Origin of the sequence: Pelagicoccus sp. SDUM812005 (assembly GCF_031127875.1) — a bacterium.
GTDB lineage: Bacteria > Verrucomicrobiota > Verrucomicrobiia > Opitutales > Opitutaceae > Pelagicoccus.
In genome coordinates, this window is sequence record NZ_JARXIA010000001.1 from 559,100 (window position 1) to 575,174 (window position 16,075).

Annotated in this window: 15 protein-coding genes; 5 read left to right on the top strand and 10 right to left on the bottom strand. The window is 59.8% G+C overall.

The genetic code is table 11. The features are described 5' to 3' along the window. Positions 1-6 precede the first annotated feature (6 nt). The gene (gene thiH, locus QEH57_RS02085; RefSeq protein WP_309005010.1) at positions 7-1,155 is read right to left on the bottom strand and encodes a 2-iminoacetate synthase ThiH; all 1,149 of its coding nucleotides are present in this window, start codon (positions 1,153-1,155) and stop codon (positions 7-9) included. A gap of 49 nt (positions 1,156-1,204) precedes the next feature. Then, complete coding sequence (locus QEH57_RS02090) at positions 1,205-1,999, bottom strand: thiazole synthase (protein WP_309005011.1); 795 nt, start codon at positions 1,997-1,999, stop codon at positions 1,205-1,207. Positions 2,000-2,201: 202 nt separating this feature from the next. On the opposite strand from QEH57_RS02090, the gene QEH57_RS02095 reads away from it, so the two are divergent. Next, positions 2,202-3,644 carry a hypothetical protein gene (locus QEH57_RS02095; RefSeq protein WP_309005012.1) on the top strand — a complete coding sequence of 481 codons (1,443 nt, stop codon included), beginning with the start codon at positions 2,202-2,204 and terminating at the stop codon, positions 3,642-3,644. 220 nt (positions 3,645-3,864) lie between these two features. Beyond that, positions 3,865-4,197: a hypothetical protein gene (locus QEH57_RS02100; RefSeq protein ID WP_309005013.1), complete on the top strand. Its 333-nt coding sequence runs from the start codon at positions 3,865-3,867 to the stop codon at positions 4,195-4,197. Between the two features lie 36 nt (positions 4,198-4,233). Here QEH57_RS02100 and QEH57_RS02105 read toward each other — a convergent pair whose 3' ends face one another. After that, positions 4,234-4,899 carry a GPP34 family phosphoprotein gene (locus QEH57_RS02105; protein ID WP_309005014.1) on the bottom strand — a complete coding sequence of 222 codons (666 nt, stop codon included), beginning with the start codon at positions 4,897-4,899 and terminating at the stop codon, positions 4,234-4,236. Between the two features lie 165 nt (positions 4,900-5,064). On the opposite strand from QEH57_RS02105, the gene QEH57_RS02110 reads away from it, so the two are divergent. After that, entirely contained in the window at positions 5,065-6,438 is a 1,374-nt protein-coding gene (locus QEH57_RS02110) for a M20/M25/M40 family metallo-hydrolase (protein WP_309005015.1), read from the top strand. A 93-nt stretch (positions 6,439-6,531) separates the two neighbouring features. Here the strand turns inward: QEH57_RS02110 and trxB are convergent, their stop codons facing one another. Next, on the bottom strand, positions 6,532-7,470 hold the full coding sequence (gene trxB / locus QEH57_RS02115) for a thioredoxin-disulfide reductase (protein ID WP_309005016.1): 939 nt from the start codon (positions 7,468-7,470) through the stop codon (positions 6,532-6,534). A gap of 165 nt (positions 7,471-7,635) precedes the next feature. On the opposite strand from trxB, the gene QEH57_RS02120 reads away from it, so the two are divergent. Continuing rightward, a complete protein-coding gene (locus QEH57_RS02120; protein WP_309005017.1) occupies positions 7,636-8,499 on the top strand; it encodes a TatD family hydrolase in 864 nt (287 codons plus the stop codon). A 39-nt stretch (positions 8,500-8,538) separates the two neighbouring features. Here the strand turns inward: QEH57_RS02120 and QEH57_RS02125 are convergent, their stop codons facing one another. The 5 genes from QEH57_RS02125 to QEH57_RS02145 all read right to left on the bottom strand — a co-directional run bounded on the left by QEH57_RS02125 (position 8,539) and on the right by QEH57_RS02145 (position 13,852). Beyond that, the gene (locus QEH57_RS02125; protein WP_309005018.1) at positions 8,539-10,038 is read right to left on the bottom strand and encodes a NapC/NirT family cytochrome c; all 1,500 of its coding nucleotides are present in this window, start codon (positions 10,036-10,038) and stop codon (positions 8,539-8,541) included. A gap of 30 nt (positions 10,039-10,068) precedes the next feature. Then, positions 10,069-10,404, bottom strand: coding sequence for a cytochrome c (locus QEH57_RS02130; protein ID WP_309005019.1), 336 nt, complete (start codon positions 10,402-10,404; stop codon positions 10,069-10,071). A 20-nt stretch (positions 10,405-10,424) separates the two neighbouring features. Next, complete coding sequence (locus tag QEH57_RS02135; protein ID WP_309005020.1) at positions 10,425-12,500, bottom strand: hypothetical protein; 2,076 nt, start codon at positions 12,498-12,500, stop codon at positions 10,425-10,427. Between the two features lie 24 nt (positions 12,501-12,524). After that, positions 12,525-13,316 carry a cytochrome c3 family protein gene (locus QEH57_RS02140; RefSeq protein WP_309005021.1) on the bottom strand — a complete coding sequence of 264 codons (792 nt, stop codon included), beginning with the start codon at positions 13,314-13,316 and terminating at the stop codon, positions 12,525-12,527. Positions 13,317-13,552: 236 nt separating this feature from the next. Further along, positions 13,553-13,852: an HPr family phosphocarrier protein gene (locus QEH57_RS02145; protein ID WP_343224737.1), complete on the bottom strand. Its 300-nt coding sequence runs from the start codon at positions 13,850-13,852 to the stop codon at positions 13,553-13,555. A 94-nt stretch (positions 13,853-13,946) separates the two neighbouring features. Between QEH57_RS02145 and kdsB the strand changes: the two genes are divergently transcribed. After that, positions 13,947-14,687, top strand: a complete 741-nt coding sequence (gene kdsB / locus QEH57_RS02150) for a 3-deoxy-manno-octulosonate cytidylyltransferase (RefSeq protein ID WP_309005023.1) — start codon at positions 13,947-13,949, stop codon at positions 14,685-14,687. 90 nt (positions 14,688-14,777) lie between these two features. Here kdsB and carA read toward each other — a convergent pair whose 3' ends face one another. Beyond that, positions 14,778-15,935: a glutamine-hydrolyzing carbamoyl-phosphate synthase small subunit gene (carA, locus tag QEH57_RS02155; RefSeq protein ID WP_309005024.1), complete on the bottom strand. Its 1,158-nt coding sequence runs from the start codon at positions 15,933-15,935 to the stop codon at positions 14,778-14,780. Positions 15,936-16,075 lie beyond the last annotated feature (140 nt).

The following is a 16,075-nucleotide window of genomic DNA, read 5'->3' on the forward strand; positions in this document are numbered from 1 at the left end:
CGGGATCTAGGCTTGGATGAGCGATTGGTCGAAGTCTTTCCAGACGGGTTCGTAGCCGAGTCGCGCGAGCACGGCGGCGACTTCCTTTGGGGAACGTTCGTCGGCGATGTGGAATTGCTCGCCCTCTTGCTTGCGGGTTTGCTGGAAGGTGGACTCGTCGAAGCTGCTGTAGCCGCCCGGCTCGGTGGAGGATCCGGCGGACATGGTGGTGATGCCGATGGGGGCGAGGCCGTCGCGCAAGGTTGCGGGTTCGCGGGTGGAGAGGGTGATGCCGACGTGCGGCAGGAAGATGCGCAGGGCGGTGATGAGCTGCACGAAGTGGTGGTCCTTGAGGAACTCGACCTGCTCGAACTCGCCTTTTGCCGGGCGCATGCGGGGCATGGATACGTTTAGCTGGGCCTTCCAGCAAACTTGGAGCAGGTGCTCCGCGTGGGAGGCGAGGGCGAGGGCTTCCTTGTGCCAGTCGTGCAAGCCGAAGAGGGCTCCGATGCCGAGGCGGCGGAAGCCGGCGTCGTAGGCGCGTTCGGGCGTGTCCATGCGCCAGTGGAAGTGCTTTTTAGGTCCGGCGGTGTGGAGGGCTCGGTAGGTTTCCTCGTCGTAGGTTTCCTGATACACGAGCAGGGCTTCGCATCCGGCGGCGACGAGAGGCTGGTAGCGTTCGGACTCCAGTGGGCCGAGCTCGAGAGCGATGCTCGGGAAGAACTTGGAAAGGCGACGGACGCATTCCTCTACGTATCCGTTGGATACATACTTGGGGTGTTCGCCGGCGACGAGGAGGATGGAGCGGAAGCCTTGCTTGTGCAGGATGCGTGCTTCGGCTTCCATGGTGTCGAGGTCGAGGGTGATGCGTGGGATGTCGTTGTGGCGGGAGAAGCCGCAGTACTTGCAGACGTTGACGCACTCGTTGGAGAGGTAGAGCGGTGCGAACATGCGCATGGTTTTGCCGAAGTGCTTTTGGGTGATCTGCTGCGAAAGGCGGCAAAGGGGCTCGAGGTAGGCTTCGGCGGCGGGCGAGAGCAGGGCGGCGAAGTCGTTGAGGGTACGGGCTCGGCCTTGGGCGAGGATGCGTTCGACGGTCTGGCTAGAAGCGGTAGCGGCGACGTCGAGCGGGCGGTCGAGATCAAGCGTTTGGAACTTTTGCGAAAAGGTTGGCATGGCGGCAGTTTGCGGCTGGAGGCCGCTTCCCACTCAGTGGGCTTAGGCGTTACGCGTTCAGGAAAGTTGTGAGCGGACTGGAGGCCTGGGCCTTGCTGGAGATGGCTCCGAGACCGATCTCGTATGCTTCGCGGCCGGCTTCGGTGGCTTTGGCGAAAGCCCGGGCCATGGCGGCGGGATCGGGGGCGATGGCGATGGCGGTATTGACCAGTACGGCGTCGGCTCCCATTTCCATGGCGGCGGCGGCGTGGGAAGGGGCGCCGATGCCGGCGTCGACCACGACGGGGACGCGGGCTTGTTCGATGATGATTTCGATTTGGGCGCGGGTTTCGATGCCGCGGTTGGAGCCGATGGGGGCGCCGAGGGGCATGACCGTGGCGCAGCCAACGTCTTGCAGGCGGAGGGCGAGAACAGGGTCGGCGTTGATGTAAGGCAGGACGGTGAAGCCTTCCTTGACGAGGATTTCGGCGGCCGCGAGGGTTTCGATGGGATCTGGCAGGAGGTAGTTGGGGTCGGGATGGATCTCCAGCTTGACCCATTTGGGGAGTCCGGCGGCGGCGGCCAGGCGGGCGATGCGCACGGCTTCTTCGGCGTTCATGGCGCCGGAGGTGTTGGGGAGGATGAGGTAGCGGTCGGACTCGAGGTAGTCGAGAATGTTGGCGAAGGGGTCGGAGTCGCCGGAAAGGTTGGCTCGCTTGAGGGCGACGGTGACGAGCTGGGAGCCGGATGCGGCTGCTGCGTCGCGCATGGCTACGTTGCTGCTGAATTTGCCGGTGCCGACAAATAGGCGAGAGCTAAACTCGCGATCTCCGATTTTCAGTGGCTGTGTGTTTTGCTGCGTCATGCTTGGGAAGCGGGGAATTTCAGCGTGGCGCGGCGGGAGATCAATAGGAAAAGGGAATTTGGGAGGGGAGACTTTAGCGCGGGGCGGGCGTGGCCGGCGCGGGACGGCAGAGGAGAGTTTTATTAATCGCCGGCTTGAATGGAATGCATGGAGCGGAAGGTTTTGGCTTGAGGGGGCGGATGGGGGTCGCGAGATAGGGGGCATGGCGAAACGCGCGTTGCTCGTAGTAAAGGATGTATCAGGTGTGGTGGCTTTGGCAGAGAGGCTTGTGGCGGAGTTTGGCTTCGAGCTATTGGCGAATGCGATCGCGGGGGAGGCCTTGCAGGGAAAGGGGATCGCTTTCGAGGCGCTGGAAGACGGCGCGGCGGCGGATTTGCTCTCGGACCGGGAGCAGGGCGTTTCCTTGGTGGTGGCCAACTTCGTGGACGTGGAGTCGGCGGGCCGTTCCTTCATGTCGTGGAAGTCGGCCTTGTCGGCTTTCGACAGGGGAATCGTGGATACGATCCGCGCTGCGGCCTGGGCGGTGGAGCGGGTTGCGGTTTTGGGAAACCCGAGCGACTACGACGCAGCCTTGGAGGAGTTGCGGGCGAACGGCGGAAAGCTGCGGCAAGCGTTTCGCATGCAGCGGGCTACGGCGGCGCTGCGGGCGGCGAGCGAGTTCGATTTCGCGGTGGCGCAATACTTGGAGGTGCAGGGGGCGGACGCTCCGGATATGGGGGCATTGAGCGGCTATTCCAAGGCGATGCGCTTTGCGTGGCCTCGTGCCCAATTGCTGGATACGGGTGAAAACGGACATCAGTTGGCGGCGCTTTACGGTAGCTTTTTCGAGCATTTCAAGCAGGTGGCTGGGGGGAAGCTGAGCTATGCCGCGGTTTTGACGGTGTCGCGAGCGGCCTATTTGATCGGCGAATTCGAAAAGCCGGCGGTCGCGTTGCTGCGCAACGGCAAGATCGTGGCGGCTTGTTTGGGCGAAGAGCTGGGCGACTGTTTGGCCCAGGCGCTGGAACACGAAGACCTGGAGGGATCGTGGCTGGTGGTGAACGGGAGCGTGGGCGTCGAGAATTTGCGGCGGGCGGCGCGCGGAGGGGTGGCTGGCGTTTTGGCTCCGGACTATTCTGAGGCGGAGTTGGCTGTCTTCGAGGACGACTCTGCAGTGACGGCCTTGGCTTCCCTTTCCGGGATGGGCTACGAGGCTCTGCAGGAAGTCCGCAGCGTGGTCGGGGGCGTTCTGGTGCAGGACAAGGATCGGGTGGCGGTCAATCCGATGGAGTGGACGGTGCTGAGCTTGGCCCAACCGCTGGTGGAAGATTGGGAGTCGCTGATGTTTGGGGCGAAGGTGGTGCGGCACGCCGACTCGGCGGCTTTGGCTATCGTCTCGGGCGAGCGGCTGATTTCCTTGGAGGCGGGGCGTTACGCGCCGAAGATCGCTTGGAATGCGGTGGAGGAAAGCGGTATTGGCTTGGCGAATACGGTGGCGGTTTTCGATGTTCCCGAAGTGGAGCCGGAGTGTTTGAGCCGTATGAAGCGGCATGGCGTGCGAGCGGCGCTGCTGCCGCTCGGCGGGAACGAGCAGGCCTTGCGTGAAGCGGCCAACGAATGCGGGCTGGTCCTGCTCGGGATGAGCAAGGGGATGAGGCGGCTCTAGGAACGAGTGTGGCGCTCCAGATTACGTTTTTTTGAAAACAATGACTGCTTTGTAATTATTTTGAGGGGAATGGCTTAATCTTAGTGGCCGATAGTTGGGACGAACTCAGGTAATACAAGACTCCCACTAAGCTATGGACGCAATTACAGCATTCTCTTCCGGCGGGCAAATGCCCCGACCGCAAGGTGTTTCATTAACAGACGAACAAAAGTCTCAAGCCATGGAGATTGTCTCTCGGTATGATCCGGAGACGATGACAGCGGAAAGCCGGGAGGAGATGCGCAGCGAACTGCAGGAGGCAGGTATCGGCCGGGGGAAGGATTTGGGAGATATCATGGTCGATCAAGGTTTCGAGGTGAAGCGGCCGTCGGGCAAAGGGCCTGGAGGGCCTCCTCCTCCGCAGGGCGGAAGCGAAGAGGACGAGGAAATCGCTGCCTTTGTCGAGAAATACGAATCTGGCGAGCTCAGCTCGGAAGACATCGCTGCGCTGATGGAGTTGCTGCGGGATCGTGGCGAATCGGGATCGGGCGTCCTGATGGACGAACAGGCGTAGTCGTCTGTATTTGCGCGGTCTGGGGCTGCCGTCGCTCTAGGATGTTACGGCAGCGGTTACGAGCACGGTTATGGTGATGAGGGCTACTTGAATCGCTTCGATCACTTCGCGCGTGGCGCGACCTAGGGCTTCGCCTTCGGCGATCTGCTTGATGCGGTCGCGTTGCAGCTTGAGGCGCTTGCGACCGAATAGGGGTACGAGCAGCTGACCGGCGTGGGCGAAGGAAACGAGCAGGGCGTCGCGGCTGTCCAGATCCTTGCTGGGAGCGAAGATGGCTTTCTCGAGGCGGGCGATGATTTGACGTTCCGGCTCGCCGTTGAGTTCGGGATAGGTGGTGCGGTTGAAGACCAGCAAGAACCTTCCCTCCTCCTTTCGGAGGATGCCGCGATCGCAAAGGCTTTGGGCGGCCTTGTGGTGGATCTTTTTGATGGAGGCGAAGCGTTGGACCCAGGTCTGCAGGCGGGCGCGGCGTTTTGCGTTCGCGAGCTTCGCGATGCATTCGTCGAGAAGGGGATCGCCGGTCGACCGGGCGTCGAGGAGTTCGACCCACTTTTTCTTGTCGGTAGAGAGGGCGATCCTGTTTTTGAGGGCGAGCTCGGCAGCGAGCGCCCCGGCGAGAACCTGAGCGAGGAATTCGATGGAAACGGTGCCTTTGTCGTCGCGGAGGGCAAGGAGGGTGATTTCTTGGTAGAGGCGCAGCATGGCTGGAGAAAGGGTGAAGCGTGAATTGGGCGGTATCGTAGCGCAGGCGTGTTACGCGAATGTTACCCGTTCGAGGCAGTGCGGGTTGCGGGTTTTTGTTCGGGGAATTGAGGGAGCTTGAGCTTGCGGGTTGCTATTGGAAAGGGAATCTCTTGAGTTTGCGGCATGTTTGACGCGATTGAAAAACTGAAGGAATACATTGGATATCAGAGCGTTTCTGCGGATTCGGCCTACAAGGAAGGCATGGGGCAGACGCGTGATTTCGTGGCCAAGATGCTTGGCGACTTGGGACTCAGTGTTGAGATCGTGAATACCAAGAAGCATCCGATCGTGATGGCGCGTCGCACGGGCGATCCGTCGTGGCCCCATGTGGTCATTTACGGGCACTACGACGTGCAGCCGGTGGATCCGATCGAGCTCTGGGAGACGAAGCCCTTCGAGGCGACGATCAAGGGGGATCGCATCTATGGGCGCGGCGCGGCGGACAACAAGGGGCCGCAGATGGCCCACATCGCGGCGGTAGCGGAGCTGCTGGAGGAGAATCCGGACTTGCCGCTGAGGATTACCTTTTTGATCGAAGGCGAGGAGGAGGTCGGCAGTCCGAGCTTGTTGCCGTTGCTGGAGGAGCGGAAGGAGGAGCTGAGCGAAGCGGATTTCGTTTTGCTCTCCGACACTTTGAGCCCGAGCGCCGATCAGATCGCGGTGACGGTGGGCTTGCGCGGGATCGTGGACATGGAGGTCGAGCTGGTGGGGCCGAAGTCGGACCTGCACTCGGGCTTGCATGGCGGGGCGGTGTACAATCCCTTGCAGGCGATGGCGGAGATTTGCGCCTCGTTGCATACGCCGGACAATCGCGTGAACGTGCCTGGCTTCTACGATGACGTGACGGAGGTCGAAGCGTGGGAGCGCGAGGAATTGAAGGAATTGGGCGCGGACATGGACGCCTACGCCGCGAGCGTGGGAGTCGAGGCGCTGCATCCGATCGCTGGATACACGCCTTTCGAGGCGATTCGCTATATGCCGACGCTGGAGTTCAATGGACTTTGGGGCGGATACACGGGCGAAGGCAGCAAGACCATCGTGCCGTCCAAGGCTTCGGTGAAGATCACCTGTCGTCTGGTGGGGAACATGAAACCGGACGTGGTAGGCAAGCAGGTGGCGGACGCGATTTTGTCGCGCGTGCCGAAGGGCCTGAAGGCGAAGGTAAAGATGGGGCACAAGGGGGCACCGTATTTGGTGGTGCCGCCGGATCGTCCCAATACGCCAGCCGGGCAAAGCGAGGTTCTGGCGAAGGCTTATCGCGCCACGGAGTCGGCGGTAACGGAGGTTTTCGGGAAGAAGCCGCTGTTTCTGCGCGAGGGCGGTAGTATTCCGATCATCGCGGACGTAAAGCGGGTCACCGGCTTGGATTCGGTGATGATCGGCTTGTTCCTGCCTGAGGACAACCTGCATGCTCCGAACGAGAGCATGTCCCTGGAAGTATTGAGGAAGGGGATACGGGTATCGAAGCGAGTGCTGAAGGAAGTCGCGGACGTTTGACGGCTTCGCAGGATCGCTAGCCGCGACGAGTTTACGAAAAAGCCGCGATCCTTTTCGGGGACGCGGCTCTTTTGCTTAAAGAGGTTGTCGATATTATTGCTCGGCGAGCCAGCGTTCCGCTTCGATGGCGGCCTGGCAGCCCATGCCTGCGGCGGTGATCGCCTGGCGGTAGACGTGGTCGGCGCAGTCGCCGGAAACGTAGACGCCGGGAATGTTGGTCTGCACTTGGCTGCCCAGCTTGGGCTTGAAGTAGCCTTCGTCGTCGGTTTCGAGCTCCTTGGCGAAGGGGCCGGTATTGGGAATGTGTCCGATGGCGATGAAGATCCCCTTGGCGTCGATGGAGCTGCTTTCGCCGCTCTTGCGGTTGGTGACCTTGACGGCGGTGGCGAAACCTTGTTCGTCGGCTACGACTTCGTCGACGACCGTATCCCATACCATCTCGATCTTCTCGTGGGCGAGGGTGCGTTCGGCCATGAGCTTGGAGGCGCGAAGCTCGTCGCGGCGGTGGATGAGGTAGACCTTGGAGGCGAAGCGGGTGAGGAAGAGGGCTTCCTCGCAGGCGGTGTCGCCGCCGCCGACTACGACCACGTCCATGTTGCGGTAGAAGGCGCCGTCGCAGGTGGCGCAGGTGGTGACTCCCTTGCCGCCGAACATTTCCTTTTCGCCGGGAACGCCGAGGAGGCGGGGCGAGGCTCCGGTCGAGATGATGACGGACTTGGCCTTGTACTCCTTGTCGCCCGCCTTGAGGGTGTAGGGCGACTGGGAGAAGTCGACGTCGTCGATGGTGGCCTGGCCGAAGCGGGTGCCGAAGCGCGTGGCTTGCTTGCGGAGGTTATCCATGAGCATGAACCCGTCGATGCCTTCGGGGAAGCCGGGGAAGTTTTCCACCTCGCTGGTTTGGGTGAGTTGGCCGCCCGGCAGGGTGCCTTCCAGAACCAGCGGGTTCAAGTTCGCTCGCGCGGTGTAGATGGCGGCGGTGAGACCCGAGCAACCAGTTCCGATGATGATGACGTTTTCTACTTCGGCAGACATGAGTAATTTTCTAGAAAGTGATGAACGAAGGGAGAGCGGAAAGTCATGCAGGAAAGCGATCGAATCGGCTTTGGCAATGGGAGAATTGGCGATGGCGTGGATAGATCGTAGCCTTAAGCTGTTCTAATGGAGCCTTTGCATGGCCGATACCTTAGACCTTTCGGCTTGAATCGCACCTTGGTTGTTTTGGGATTGCGATCGATAGCGGTCCTTGGCGGTTTGGTGGGCATGGCTGGAATCGTGGATTCGCATACGCATTTGCATAGTTTTGCCCTGAAGGGGGTCTTGGACGAGACTTTGGAGGCTGCCGCGGAGGCGGGGCTGGAGCGCTTGGTGACGGTGGGCACCGATACGGACGACTGGGATTTCTATGCGGACTTGGCGGAGAGGTATTCCCAAATCGACTACACGGTGGGGATCCATCCCTGCCATGTGGAAGCGGACTGGGAGGATGCTTTTTCGTTGATCGAACCGTTTTGGTCGCGAGCGGGGAAGCCGGTTGCCTTAGGGGAGATCGGCTTGGATCGCTTTCACTTGCCGCGCAACGACGAGGCTGCTGCGAAGGAGATCTTCGCGCTGCAGGTGGCGGCTTGCGAGGCGCAGCTGCAGCTGGCGAAGCAGTTGGACGCGCCGGTGGTGATTCACTCGCGCGGTGCGTTCGAGGAGTGCGTGGAGCTGATCGACGCGAGCGGGGTGGATTGGACCAAGGTGGTTTTCCATTGCTTTTCCGAGGGACCGGGCGAGATGAAGCAGCTGCTGGATCGCGGCGGCTTCGGGAGCTTTACCGGCGTGATCACGTTCAAGAACGCGGAGAGCGTGCGGGAGGCAGCCAAGCTGCAGGGGCTGGATCGTTTGATGATCGAGACGGACGCGCCTTACCTGGCGCCGATGCCGAAGCGGGGGAAGCCGAACGAACCGGCCTACCTGGCCTACACGGCGACGTATTGCGCGGAGCTGTTCGGCGTCTCGCCGGAGGAGTTTGCGGAAAAGACGACGGGTCGCGCCAAGGCATTCTACAGCTTAGGCTAATCGTGGCGAAAGGCTGCGCTGGGTGCCGGGGCTTCGTGACTATTCGAGTTGGAGGCCGCCGGTGTGGCATTCGGCGCAGGTGAAGCCGAGGTAGGAGCCGTCGGGGTGGTCGAATTCGGCGTCGGGGGAAGCGGCGAAAGTCATGTTGCCGGGTTCGCCTTGGGATATGACATCGTGGCAGGTGTGGCAGTTTTTAGCGGAGAGCGTCTTGCCCCCGTCGAAGGTGCTGTGCTTGTCGTCGTGGCAGCGGAAGCAGCCGAGGCTGTCCTTGTGTCCGATGTGGTCGGGGTAGGCCCGCCAATCGGCTTTCATTTCGGGAAAGATGTTTTTTGCGTAGAAGCCGTGCACGGCGGCGATGGTTTGCTCGATGAGGGGGGCGGGGCCTTTGAGTTCGTCTCGGAGCGTCTTGGTAATGGCGTCTTTAGCTTCTTCTCGGGTCTCGTAGGTGGGATCGAGGGCTCGGGCGATGATGTATTTGAGCTCTGGTATCTCGCGGGAGAGCTGGCCGTGGTGGAGGGCGCGCTCGACGAGGTCGTTGGGTTTCTTGAAACCGTGGGCGGGGCGGCTGTGGCAATCGACGCAGTCCATGGTTTGCACTGCGGAGGTGAGATCGAGGTTGGGCACGTCTTCGGCGTCTTCGTCGGGGGTAAAGGTGTATTCGGTCACGGAGCCTTGAGCGTCGGTGACTTTGATCCAGGGGATGACGTTTGGATTTTCTTGAGCGGTGGTGAACTCGATCTTGTTTTCGGCTTTGGCGTGCCAGTGGATTCCGTTGGTTTCGGCGGCGCTGGACTTTTCGGGACCGAGCTTGAGGCGAAGGGTGACGGAGAAGGGGGTGTTCTCGTCGTCGCTGAGGAAGTGGTGGTAGGTTTTGGCGACGTCTTTGAAGTCGGGGCCTTCTTCGTGGCACTTGTTGCAGCTTTCTTGAGTGGAGGGCAGGTAGTGCGGATCGGCCCTCAGGGGGGTTGGGTATTTGTCGAAGGCGAGGGAATAGACTTTGTAGATGCCGTGCCATTTGGCTTTGAAGGCTCCTTGGGTGCCTTCGCCGACGTGGCAGTCGACGCAATTGAGGTGGGAGTGGATGTCATCCGGGTAGGCTGCGAATTCCGGTTCCATGACGGAGTGGCAAAGCACGCCGCAGAATTGGTTGGAGCTGGTGTAGGTGTAGGTTTGGTAGCTGCCCATGCTGGTTGCGAACATGAACACCATGGCGGCTCCGATGAAGGCTCCGAAGATGCGACGGTCCTTGAGCTTGGATAGGTCGAAGCGGAGCGTGACGCCTTGGCTGCGACGCTTGCGCCAATGCCAGAGCCAGCCGACGAAGGTGAGCAGGGAGCCGAATCCGAAGAACAGGGGGGCGACGATGTAGCTGAGGATTCCGACGTAGGGATTGGAGCCTCCGGTGACGAGGTCGAAGCCGATGAGCAGCAGGAAGGCGAAGAAGCTCCCGGCGACGATGATGAGTCCACTGAGGCTCAGCCAATTGCGAAAGTGCAGGAGGAGTCCGGTTTCGCGGCGCGATTTTGGGTCGTCTTGCATATTCGCTTGTGGGGATTCTCCGTCTTGTTCTTATTTCCCCAGGGCGCGAATGTAGGCGAGCAGGGCGGTTATCTGTTCGTCCGTGTAATCTTCGGCATAGGCGTTCATGGTGAACTCGCCGTCCTCTTTGACGCCTTCCTTGATGGCTTTGACGATTTCTTCGTCGGTCATCTTAGCTTGGACTTCCGGTTTGCGGTAGTCTTTGAGGCGGAGCTTGCGTCCCTTTTTGGTTAGGCCGCTACCGTCTTCGGCGTGGCATTTCTGGCAGTCTTTAACCCATGCGGCGGCGACATCGAAGTCCTCTGCGGCTAGGGCGCTTCCGACGAAGGTTGCTAGGGCGAGGAAGGAGATGGTTTTTGTATTCATAACTATGTTACTTCTTGATGCTAGAAGCGGTAGCGTAGGGAGCTATAGAGAACTTGGGCGTCGTAGTCGTTGTAGCCGCCGGCGGCTTTGTCCTCGCTGTCGTAGTAGGAGTAGCGAAGGGTGAGGCGGGCGTTGTCGGTGAGCTGCCGCGTGTAGGTGGCGCTAAATCCTATCTCGGTGAGATCTTCGCCATACGGTTGGGCCGAGTCGCTGTTATCGACGTAGTTGTCTACGGCATTGTAGAACAATGCGACGGAGGCGTTAGAGTTTTCGTCGATACCCCAGGATGCGGATAGGTTCCCGTTCCAGAAGTCGCCGTCGAGGACCGCGACTGTATCCGCTACGCCACCACCGATGGTGGATACGGGCGATTCGCGGGAGTCGTCCATGAAGACGCCGGAAGCCTGGATGTAGAATTTTTCGAAGGTTAGGGTGGCGGACTGGCTGAGAATGAGGGCCTTGCGGTCGTAGGCGTGGGCCCATTCGAGGCCGAGTCCCTGGGAATCGATGGTTGAGTCTTGATAGTCGATACGGGTGAGTCCGCTAAGGTTTTTGGCGGCTTTCCAGCGTACGGATAGGTTGATGTCGTCGGTCGTGAAGTCCTGCGCGGAGGTGAAGGCGGGGTACGCTCCGGGGTCGGGGTCTATGATATGGTTGAACTTGTTGTCTCGCTCTTTATGATAGACGTTAAGGAAGTAGCGGAGGTTGGCGTTCGGGTAGAATTTGGCGCTGGCGGAGATTTTCAACACGTCGCGCTCGTTGTTGGAGAGTCGTTCTAGCAGTTGACTGCCGGACTGGATATCGAACTCTTCCTCGAGTTGGTCGCCATCTCCGGAAGTGTAGAGAATTGCTCCACTGTAGATGGCGTTTTCTTGGCCGGTGTAGGTGAGCTCGGCGGATACTGCCGCATCTTTCCAGTCGCGTTCGGCGTCGAGGGCGATGTCGTGAGTCTCGAAGATTCTGGCAGATGTCGAAAATTCGGTATCGGTAAACTCACTGTCGATACCTGTATTCATTTCTTCGAGACGCAAGGCGTACACGGCTTTCCAGTTCTTGGCGGGGCGGGTCATCCAGTTTGCATTGAGGAGCCACTGGTCGATTTGGCTGTCGGCTAGCAGGTTGGTCCATCCGTGGTCGCGACGTTGGCCTTGGAAGTTGGCGTCGAAGGGTGCGTCAAATTCTCCACCGATGATGCGTCCACCGGTGACGTTGGCATCGATCTCGGTATAGGCGATGCCGGCGCTGAGGGTGTTCTTCTCGTCAAGCTCCGTGACGGAGGAGAATCTTGCGCTGAAGAGATCCGTATCGAAGGTTTCGCGGTGCGTGATGCGTCGGAAGGCGCCTTCGTCGGGGCGACGCGTGATTTTGCGAGCATTGTCGGTCTCGCTGGTCTCGCTGCGCAGGGAGAGCTTGGTTTTAGTATTTCCGTAGGTTTCTTTGGCCACGACTTCGAAGATGTCGCGTGATTCGTCGATCTCGGTAAAGGTGGGGACGATGTTTCGGGTCCCGAAGCCTCCGGTTAGTGTCGTATCGGCGAGGATGGTTGAGGACTTCAGTCCCTCGCGTTCGTGGCGAGTATAGCCGAACTCCAGATCGGGCAGGTTTTCGAGCTTCAGTCCGGCGGAAAGTTCGAAGGTGCTGCGGTCGATGGCGAGTTCGTCGTCGTAGATGTCGATCCAAGTATCGCCGCCGGGGAAGTAGAGGCCGCTGCCGTCGTAATAGACTCTAAACTCTTCATAGCGGAGCTTAAGGAAGCCGACATCCTCGTTGAGAAATTCCATGCCGAAGAGGTAGTCGTTGTTGTCGAACAGGGCTCTGCCTTCGACTGAGAATTCCGTGTAGTCTCCGATGTAGCCCTCGTACTGGAAGCGCTCGATGCCTCCGTAAGCGTGTTTCTTGATAGGATGGCGGGCGAGGTAGGCGGCTTCGTTTCCGTTGTGTGAAGCGTGGCCGAGGGTAATGTCAACGAAGTTGCCGGAGTCGGGAAGGCGATCCTGGGCCAGCGATCGCGTGGGGAGTCCGAGAACGGAGAGGGCGGCTCCCAGGGCAGCGAGCGGGATGGCTCGCGAAGAAATGGTCGATGCTGCGTATTTCATGTTTCGCTCCTTGTATTCATAGCGTTAATACCTGAGAGATGAATTCACGTGTGAACCGTGAACGGACTCGTGGCAGCCAGCGGTCCAGCAGGTCCCGCGGCTTACGAAGGAAGCGTGGTTTCGGCCTCCGATGAGGATGACGTCAGGAGCGGTTTGCTGCTGGAAGTGGCACTGGAGGCAAAGCATTTGGTTGCTGGTCTTGAGCATCTTTTCGCTGGGCGAACCGTGTGGGGTGTGGCAGACCGTGCAGCCGTCGCGGGTGGCTTCGTGCTCGAAGACGAAGGGGCCTGCTTGGGCCTGGTGGCATTCGACGCAGGTTTCTCCTGCTCTCATGCTGGCTACGCCGCCTCCCTTAATCGCGCTGCCAAAATGGGGATCGTGGCAGTCGTTGCAGGTGACCTGGTCGCCGATGGGGTGGGCGTGGGCGAGCGCGAATGACCCTTTTACGTTGAGGTGGCACTGGTAGCACGTTTCCGGATCGGCTTGAGGGTTGTGGATGGTTCCGATTTCCCCGCCGCTTTCGTTGTGGATGCTGCCCGGCCCGTGGCAGGCTTCGCAGCCCATATTGATGGAATGGTTCCCGTCGCCGAGTAGCTTTGCGTGGGTGGATGCGTCAAACCCGTCGACGATCTCCTCGTGGCACTCCTCGCAGCTTTGCACCCCCATGAAGGATGCCCCTGGGATTTGCGGAGGGCTGAAGTAGGCTTGGTAGTTGATGCTGCAGGCAGCTAAGATCGCCATCACGGCGATGCTGCCAACAAGCGCGACTCTACTCCTGCGCGAGCCGCCTGAACGTGAGGTGGGGGAATCGTTCATAGCGAGAGGTATTGGGGTGAATTTTTATGGGGTGCCTAAACATTAGGGGACTTGATTCGAACGAGTTACGAAACGGACGAAAGTAATAACTTACAAAAGTGTCTTAATTTAGCGCCAAACGCCCGCACTTACAATGGGTGGGGAATGTTTCTGGGCGTTTTTACACCAAAAAGCCGCGCCTTCTGAACGAGAGCGCGGCTGGATATTGAAAAGAGGGTACGGAAGCGGCGTGTTTTTTACTTTTCGTCGAACTTGGTGGCGAAAAGTTCCTCGAGGGCGTCGAGGCAGGCGGCCGCGTCGGGGCCGGTGGCGAGGGTCTTGATTTCCGAGCCCTTGCCGGCGGCAAGCATCATGAGGCCCATGATGGACTTTCCGTTTACTTGCTCGTCGTCCTTCTCGAAGAAGACGTCCGAGCGGAACTTATTGGTTACCCTTACGATCATGGCGGCGGGGCGTGCGTGGATGCCCATTTGGTTTTGAACCGTGAGCATGCGTTCCAGTGCGTTTCCGTCTGATTGTAAGTTCGCAGAATCCATAAGCTAGTAAGTCGATAAAATAACTTTGAGTAAAGGTTGTGTATACGTATGGACTAGCCCGAGTACAAGTACGGATATTTTACCCTTAGATAAAATGCTAGCTATCGTCGCGCCCGCCCGCCTCGCCTCAACTCGCTTCCCGGAGAAGCTTTTGCACCCGATCTGCGGGAAGCCTTTGATCCTTTGGGTCGCGGAGCGGATCGCCGAGCAGGCTCCGGAAATTCCGGCCTATTTCGCGGTCGACGACGAGAAGTTGAGGACGGTGGTCGAAGGCGCGGGCTTCAACGCGATCATGACTCGCAGCGACCACCAGAGCGGTACGGATCGGCTGGCGGAAGCGAACGAGAAGATCGGGGCGGAGGTCTTGATCAACGTGCAGGCGGACGAGCCTCTGGTGGCGGCATCGCAGATCCAGGCCTTGGCCATGTTTATGGAGGAGGGGGCGACCATGGCGACCTTGGCGACGCCGTTCCGCACGCGTAAGGACTTTTTGGATCCGAACCAGGTGAAGGTGGTGATGAACGAGCAAAGCGACGCCCTCTACTTTTCGCGGGCTCCCATCCCCTACAACCGGGACGGTTTCGCGACTTTCGACGACGCTTGGGTGGACGCGGCCCCGGCCTATCGGCACCTTGGGCTGTACGCCTATCGAGCCTCGTTTCTGCGGCAGTTTTGCTCCTTGCCGCAGGGCAAGCTGGAAGTGATCGAAAAGCTCGAGCAGTTGCGGGCCCTCGAGAATGGGGTGGCGATCAAGGTCGGCTTGACGGAGGAGCTTTCGATCGGGATCGATACCGCGGAAGACGCGGCGCAGTTCGAGGCTTACGTGAAGGGCTAGGGCGACCCGCGTCGCTGCTTCTCCTCGCAGGAGCCAGGCACGAAAAAAGCGCGGTCCTTGCGAACCGCGCTTTCGGAAAAGGGGAAAGCTTTAGGCTTTCTTCGACTGGGCGACGAGCTGGTAGAACTTTTCGAAGTTCGGATTGGCGTCGCTGGGTCCAGGGCCGGCTTCCGGGTGGTACTGCACGGAGAAGACGGGCTTATCCTTGAGGCGGATGCCGGCGATGGTGTTGTCGTTGAGGTTCTTCTCGGTGACGATCGCTCCGCAGGCTTCCAGTCCTTCTTCCGAAGTGGCGAAGCCGTGGTTGTGGGCGGTGATCGCAACGAAGTCGGTTTCGAAGTTCTTGACCGGCTGGTTGCCGCCGCGGTGGCCGAACTTGAGCTTGTAGGTCTTGGCTCCGATGGCGTGGGTGATGATTTGGTGCCCGAGGCAGATGCCGAAGATCGGGTAGTCGTCGATGAGGGCGCGCACGGTCTCGTGCACGTAGGTCACGGGCTCGGGGTCGCCGGGTCCGTTGGAGAGGAATACGCCGTCCGGGTTGATGGCCTTGATTTCCTCGGCGGTGGAGGTGGCGGGGAAGACGTGCACTTCGAAGCCGTGGTGGGCGAGCTCGCGGAAGATGGATTTCTTGGCGCCGAGGTCGAGAGCGGCGATCTTGTAGATCTCGCGCTCGCGGGCTGGCTTGCGCACGGTGGAGCGTACTGGATTGTAGGGCCAACCGCTTTCGGCGGGGCCGTAGACGTAGGTCGCCTTGCAGGTGACTTCCTTGACGTAGTCGGCGCCGAGGATGCCTTCCCACTCTTGGGCCCGCTTGACCGCTTCTTCGTCGGAAATGTCCTCGGTGCTGATGCAGCACTTCATGGCGCCGGAAACGCGGAGCTTTTTGGTGATGGCGCGGGTGTCGACGCCTTCGAGGCCGGGGATGCCGTTCTTCTCGAGGTATTCGGGAAGGGTGGCGGTGCTGCGCCAGTTGCTGGCGATGGGGCTGAGTTCGCGGACCACGAAACCGGAGCACATGGGCTTGTCGGCTTCGATATCCTCCTCGTTGACACCATAGTTGCCGATCATCGGCGCAGTCATGGTAATTATTTGGCCGTAATAGGAGGGGTCGGTCAGGATTTCCTGATAACCGGTCATGCTGGTATTAAAAACAGCTTCACCGACCACCGTCTTTTTCGCTCCGAAGGCAATGCCTCGGAACACGGATCCATCTTCTAATGCGAGTACACCTGTCTGGCTGTCGTTCATTAGGTTTGGGACAAAAGTTGGTTTGCGGTGGGGCTACAATCCCTTTTTGTGACTAATTCAAAATAAAATCGCGGACCTGTTCCAAGGCCGTCGAATCGCCGCCTAATCCCAAAACTTTTCTCTACTGATTTACTCGTAAC

Excerpts from the sequence above, each read along its gene's own strand:
- QEH57_RS02125 (WP_309005018.1), bottom strand. The coding sequence starts at position 10,038 with ATGCAAGACGACCCAAAATCGCGCCGCGAAACCGGACTCCTCCTGCAC.
- trxB (WP_309005016.1), bottom strand. The coding sequence starts at position 7,470 with ATGTCTGCCGAAGTAGAAAACGTCATCATCATCGGAACTGGTTGCTCG.
- QEH57_RS02145 (WP_343224737.1), bottom strand. The coding sequence starts at position 13,852 with ATGGATTCTGCGAACTTACAATCAGACGGAAACGCACTGGAACGCATG.
- QEH57_RS02110 (WP_309005015.1), top strand. The coding sequence starts at position 5,065 with ATGTTTGACGCGATTGAAAAACTGAAGGAATACATTGGATATCAGAGC.
- thiH (WP_309005010.1), bottom strand. The coding sequence starts at position 1,155 with ATGCCAACCTTTTCGCAAAAGTTCCAAACGCTTGATCTCGACCGCCCG.
- QEH57_RS02130 (WP_309005019.1), bottom strand. The coding sequence starts at position 10,404 with ATGAATACAAAAACCATCTCCTTCCTCGCCCTAGCAACCTTCGTCGGA.
- QEH57_RS02135 (WP_309005020.1), bottom strand. The coding sequence starts at position 12,500 with ATGAAATACGCAGCATCGACCATTTCTTCGCGAGCCATCCCGCTCGCT.
- QEH57_RS02090 (WP_309005011.1), bottom strand. The coding sequence starts at position 1,999 with ATGACGCAGCAAAACACACAGCCACTGAAAATCGGAGATCGCGAGTTT.
- kdsB (WP_309005023.1), top strand. The coding sequence starts at position 13,947 with ATGCTAGCTATCGTCGCGCCCGCCCGCCTCGCCTCAACTCGCTTCCCG.
- QEH57_RS02100 (WP_309005013.1), top strand. The coding sequence starts at position 3,865 with ATGGAGATTGTCTCTCGGTATGATCCGGAGACGATGACAGCGGAAAGC.
- QEH57_RS02105 (WP_309005014.1), bottom strand. The coding sequence starts at position 4,899 with ATGCTGCGCCTCTACCAAGAAATCACCCTCCTTGCCCTCCGCGACGAC.
- QEH57_RS02140 (WP_309005021.1), bottom strand. The coding sequence starts at position 13,316 with ATGAACGATTCCCCCACCTCACGTTCAGGCGGCTCGCGCAGGAGTAGA.
- carA (WP_309005024.1), bottom strand. The coding sequence starts at position 15,935 with ATGAACGACAGCCAGACAGGTGTACTCGCATTAGAAGATGGATCCGTG.
- QEH57_RS02095 (WP_309005012.1), top strand. The coding sequence starts at position 2,202 with ATGGCGAAACGCGCGTTGCTCGTAGTAAAGGATGTATCAGGTGTGGTG.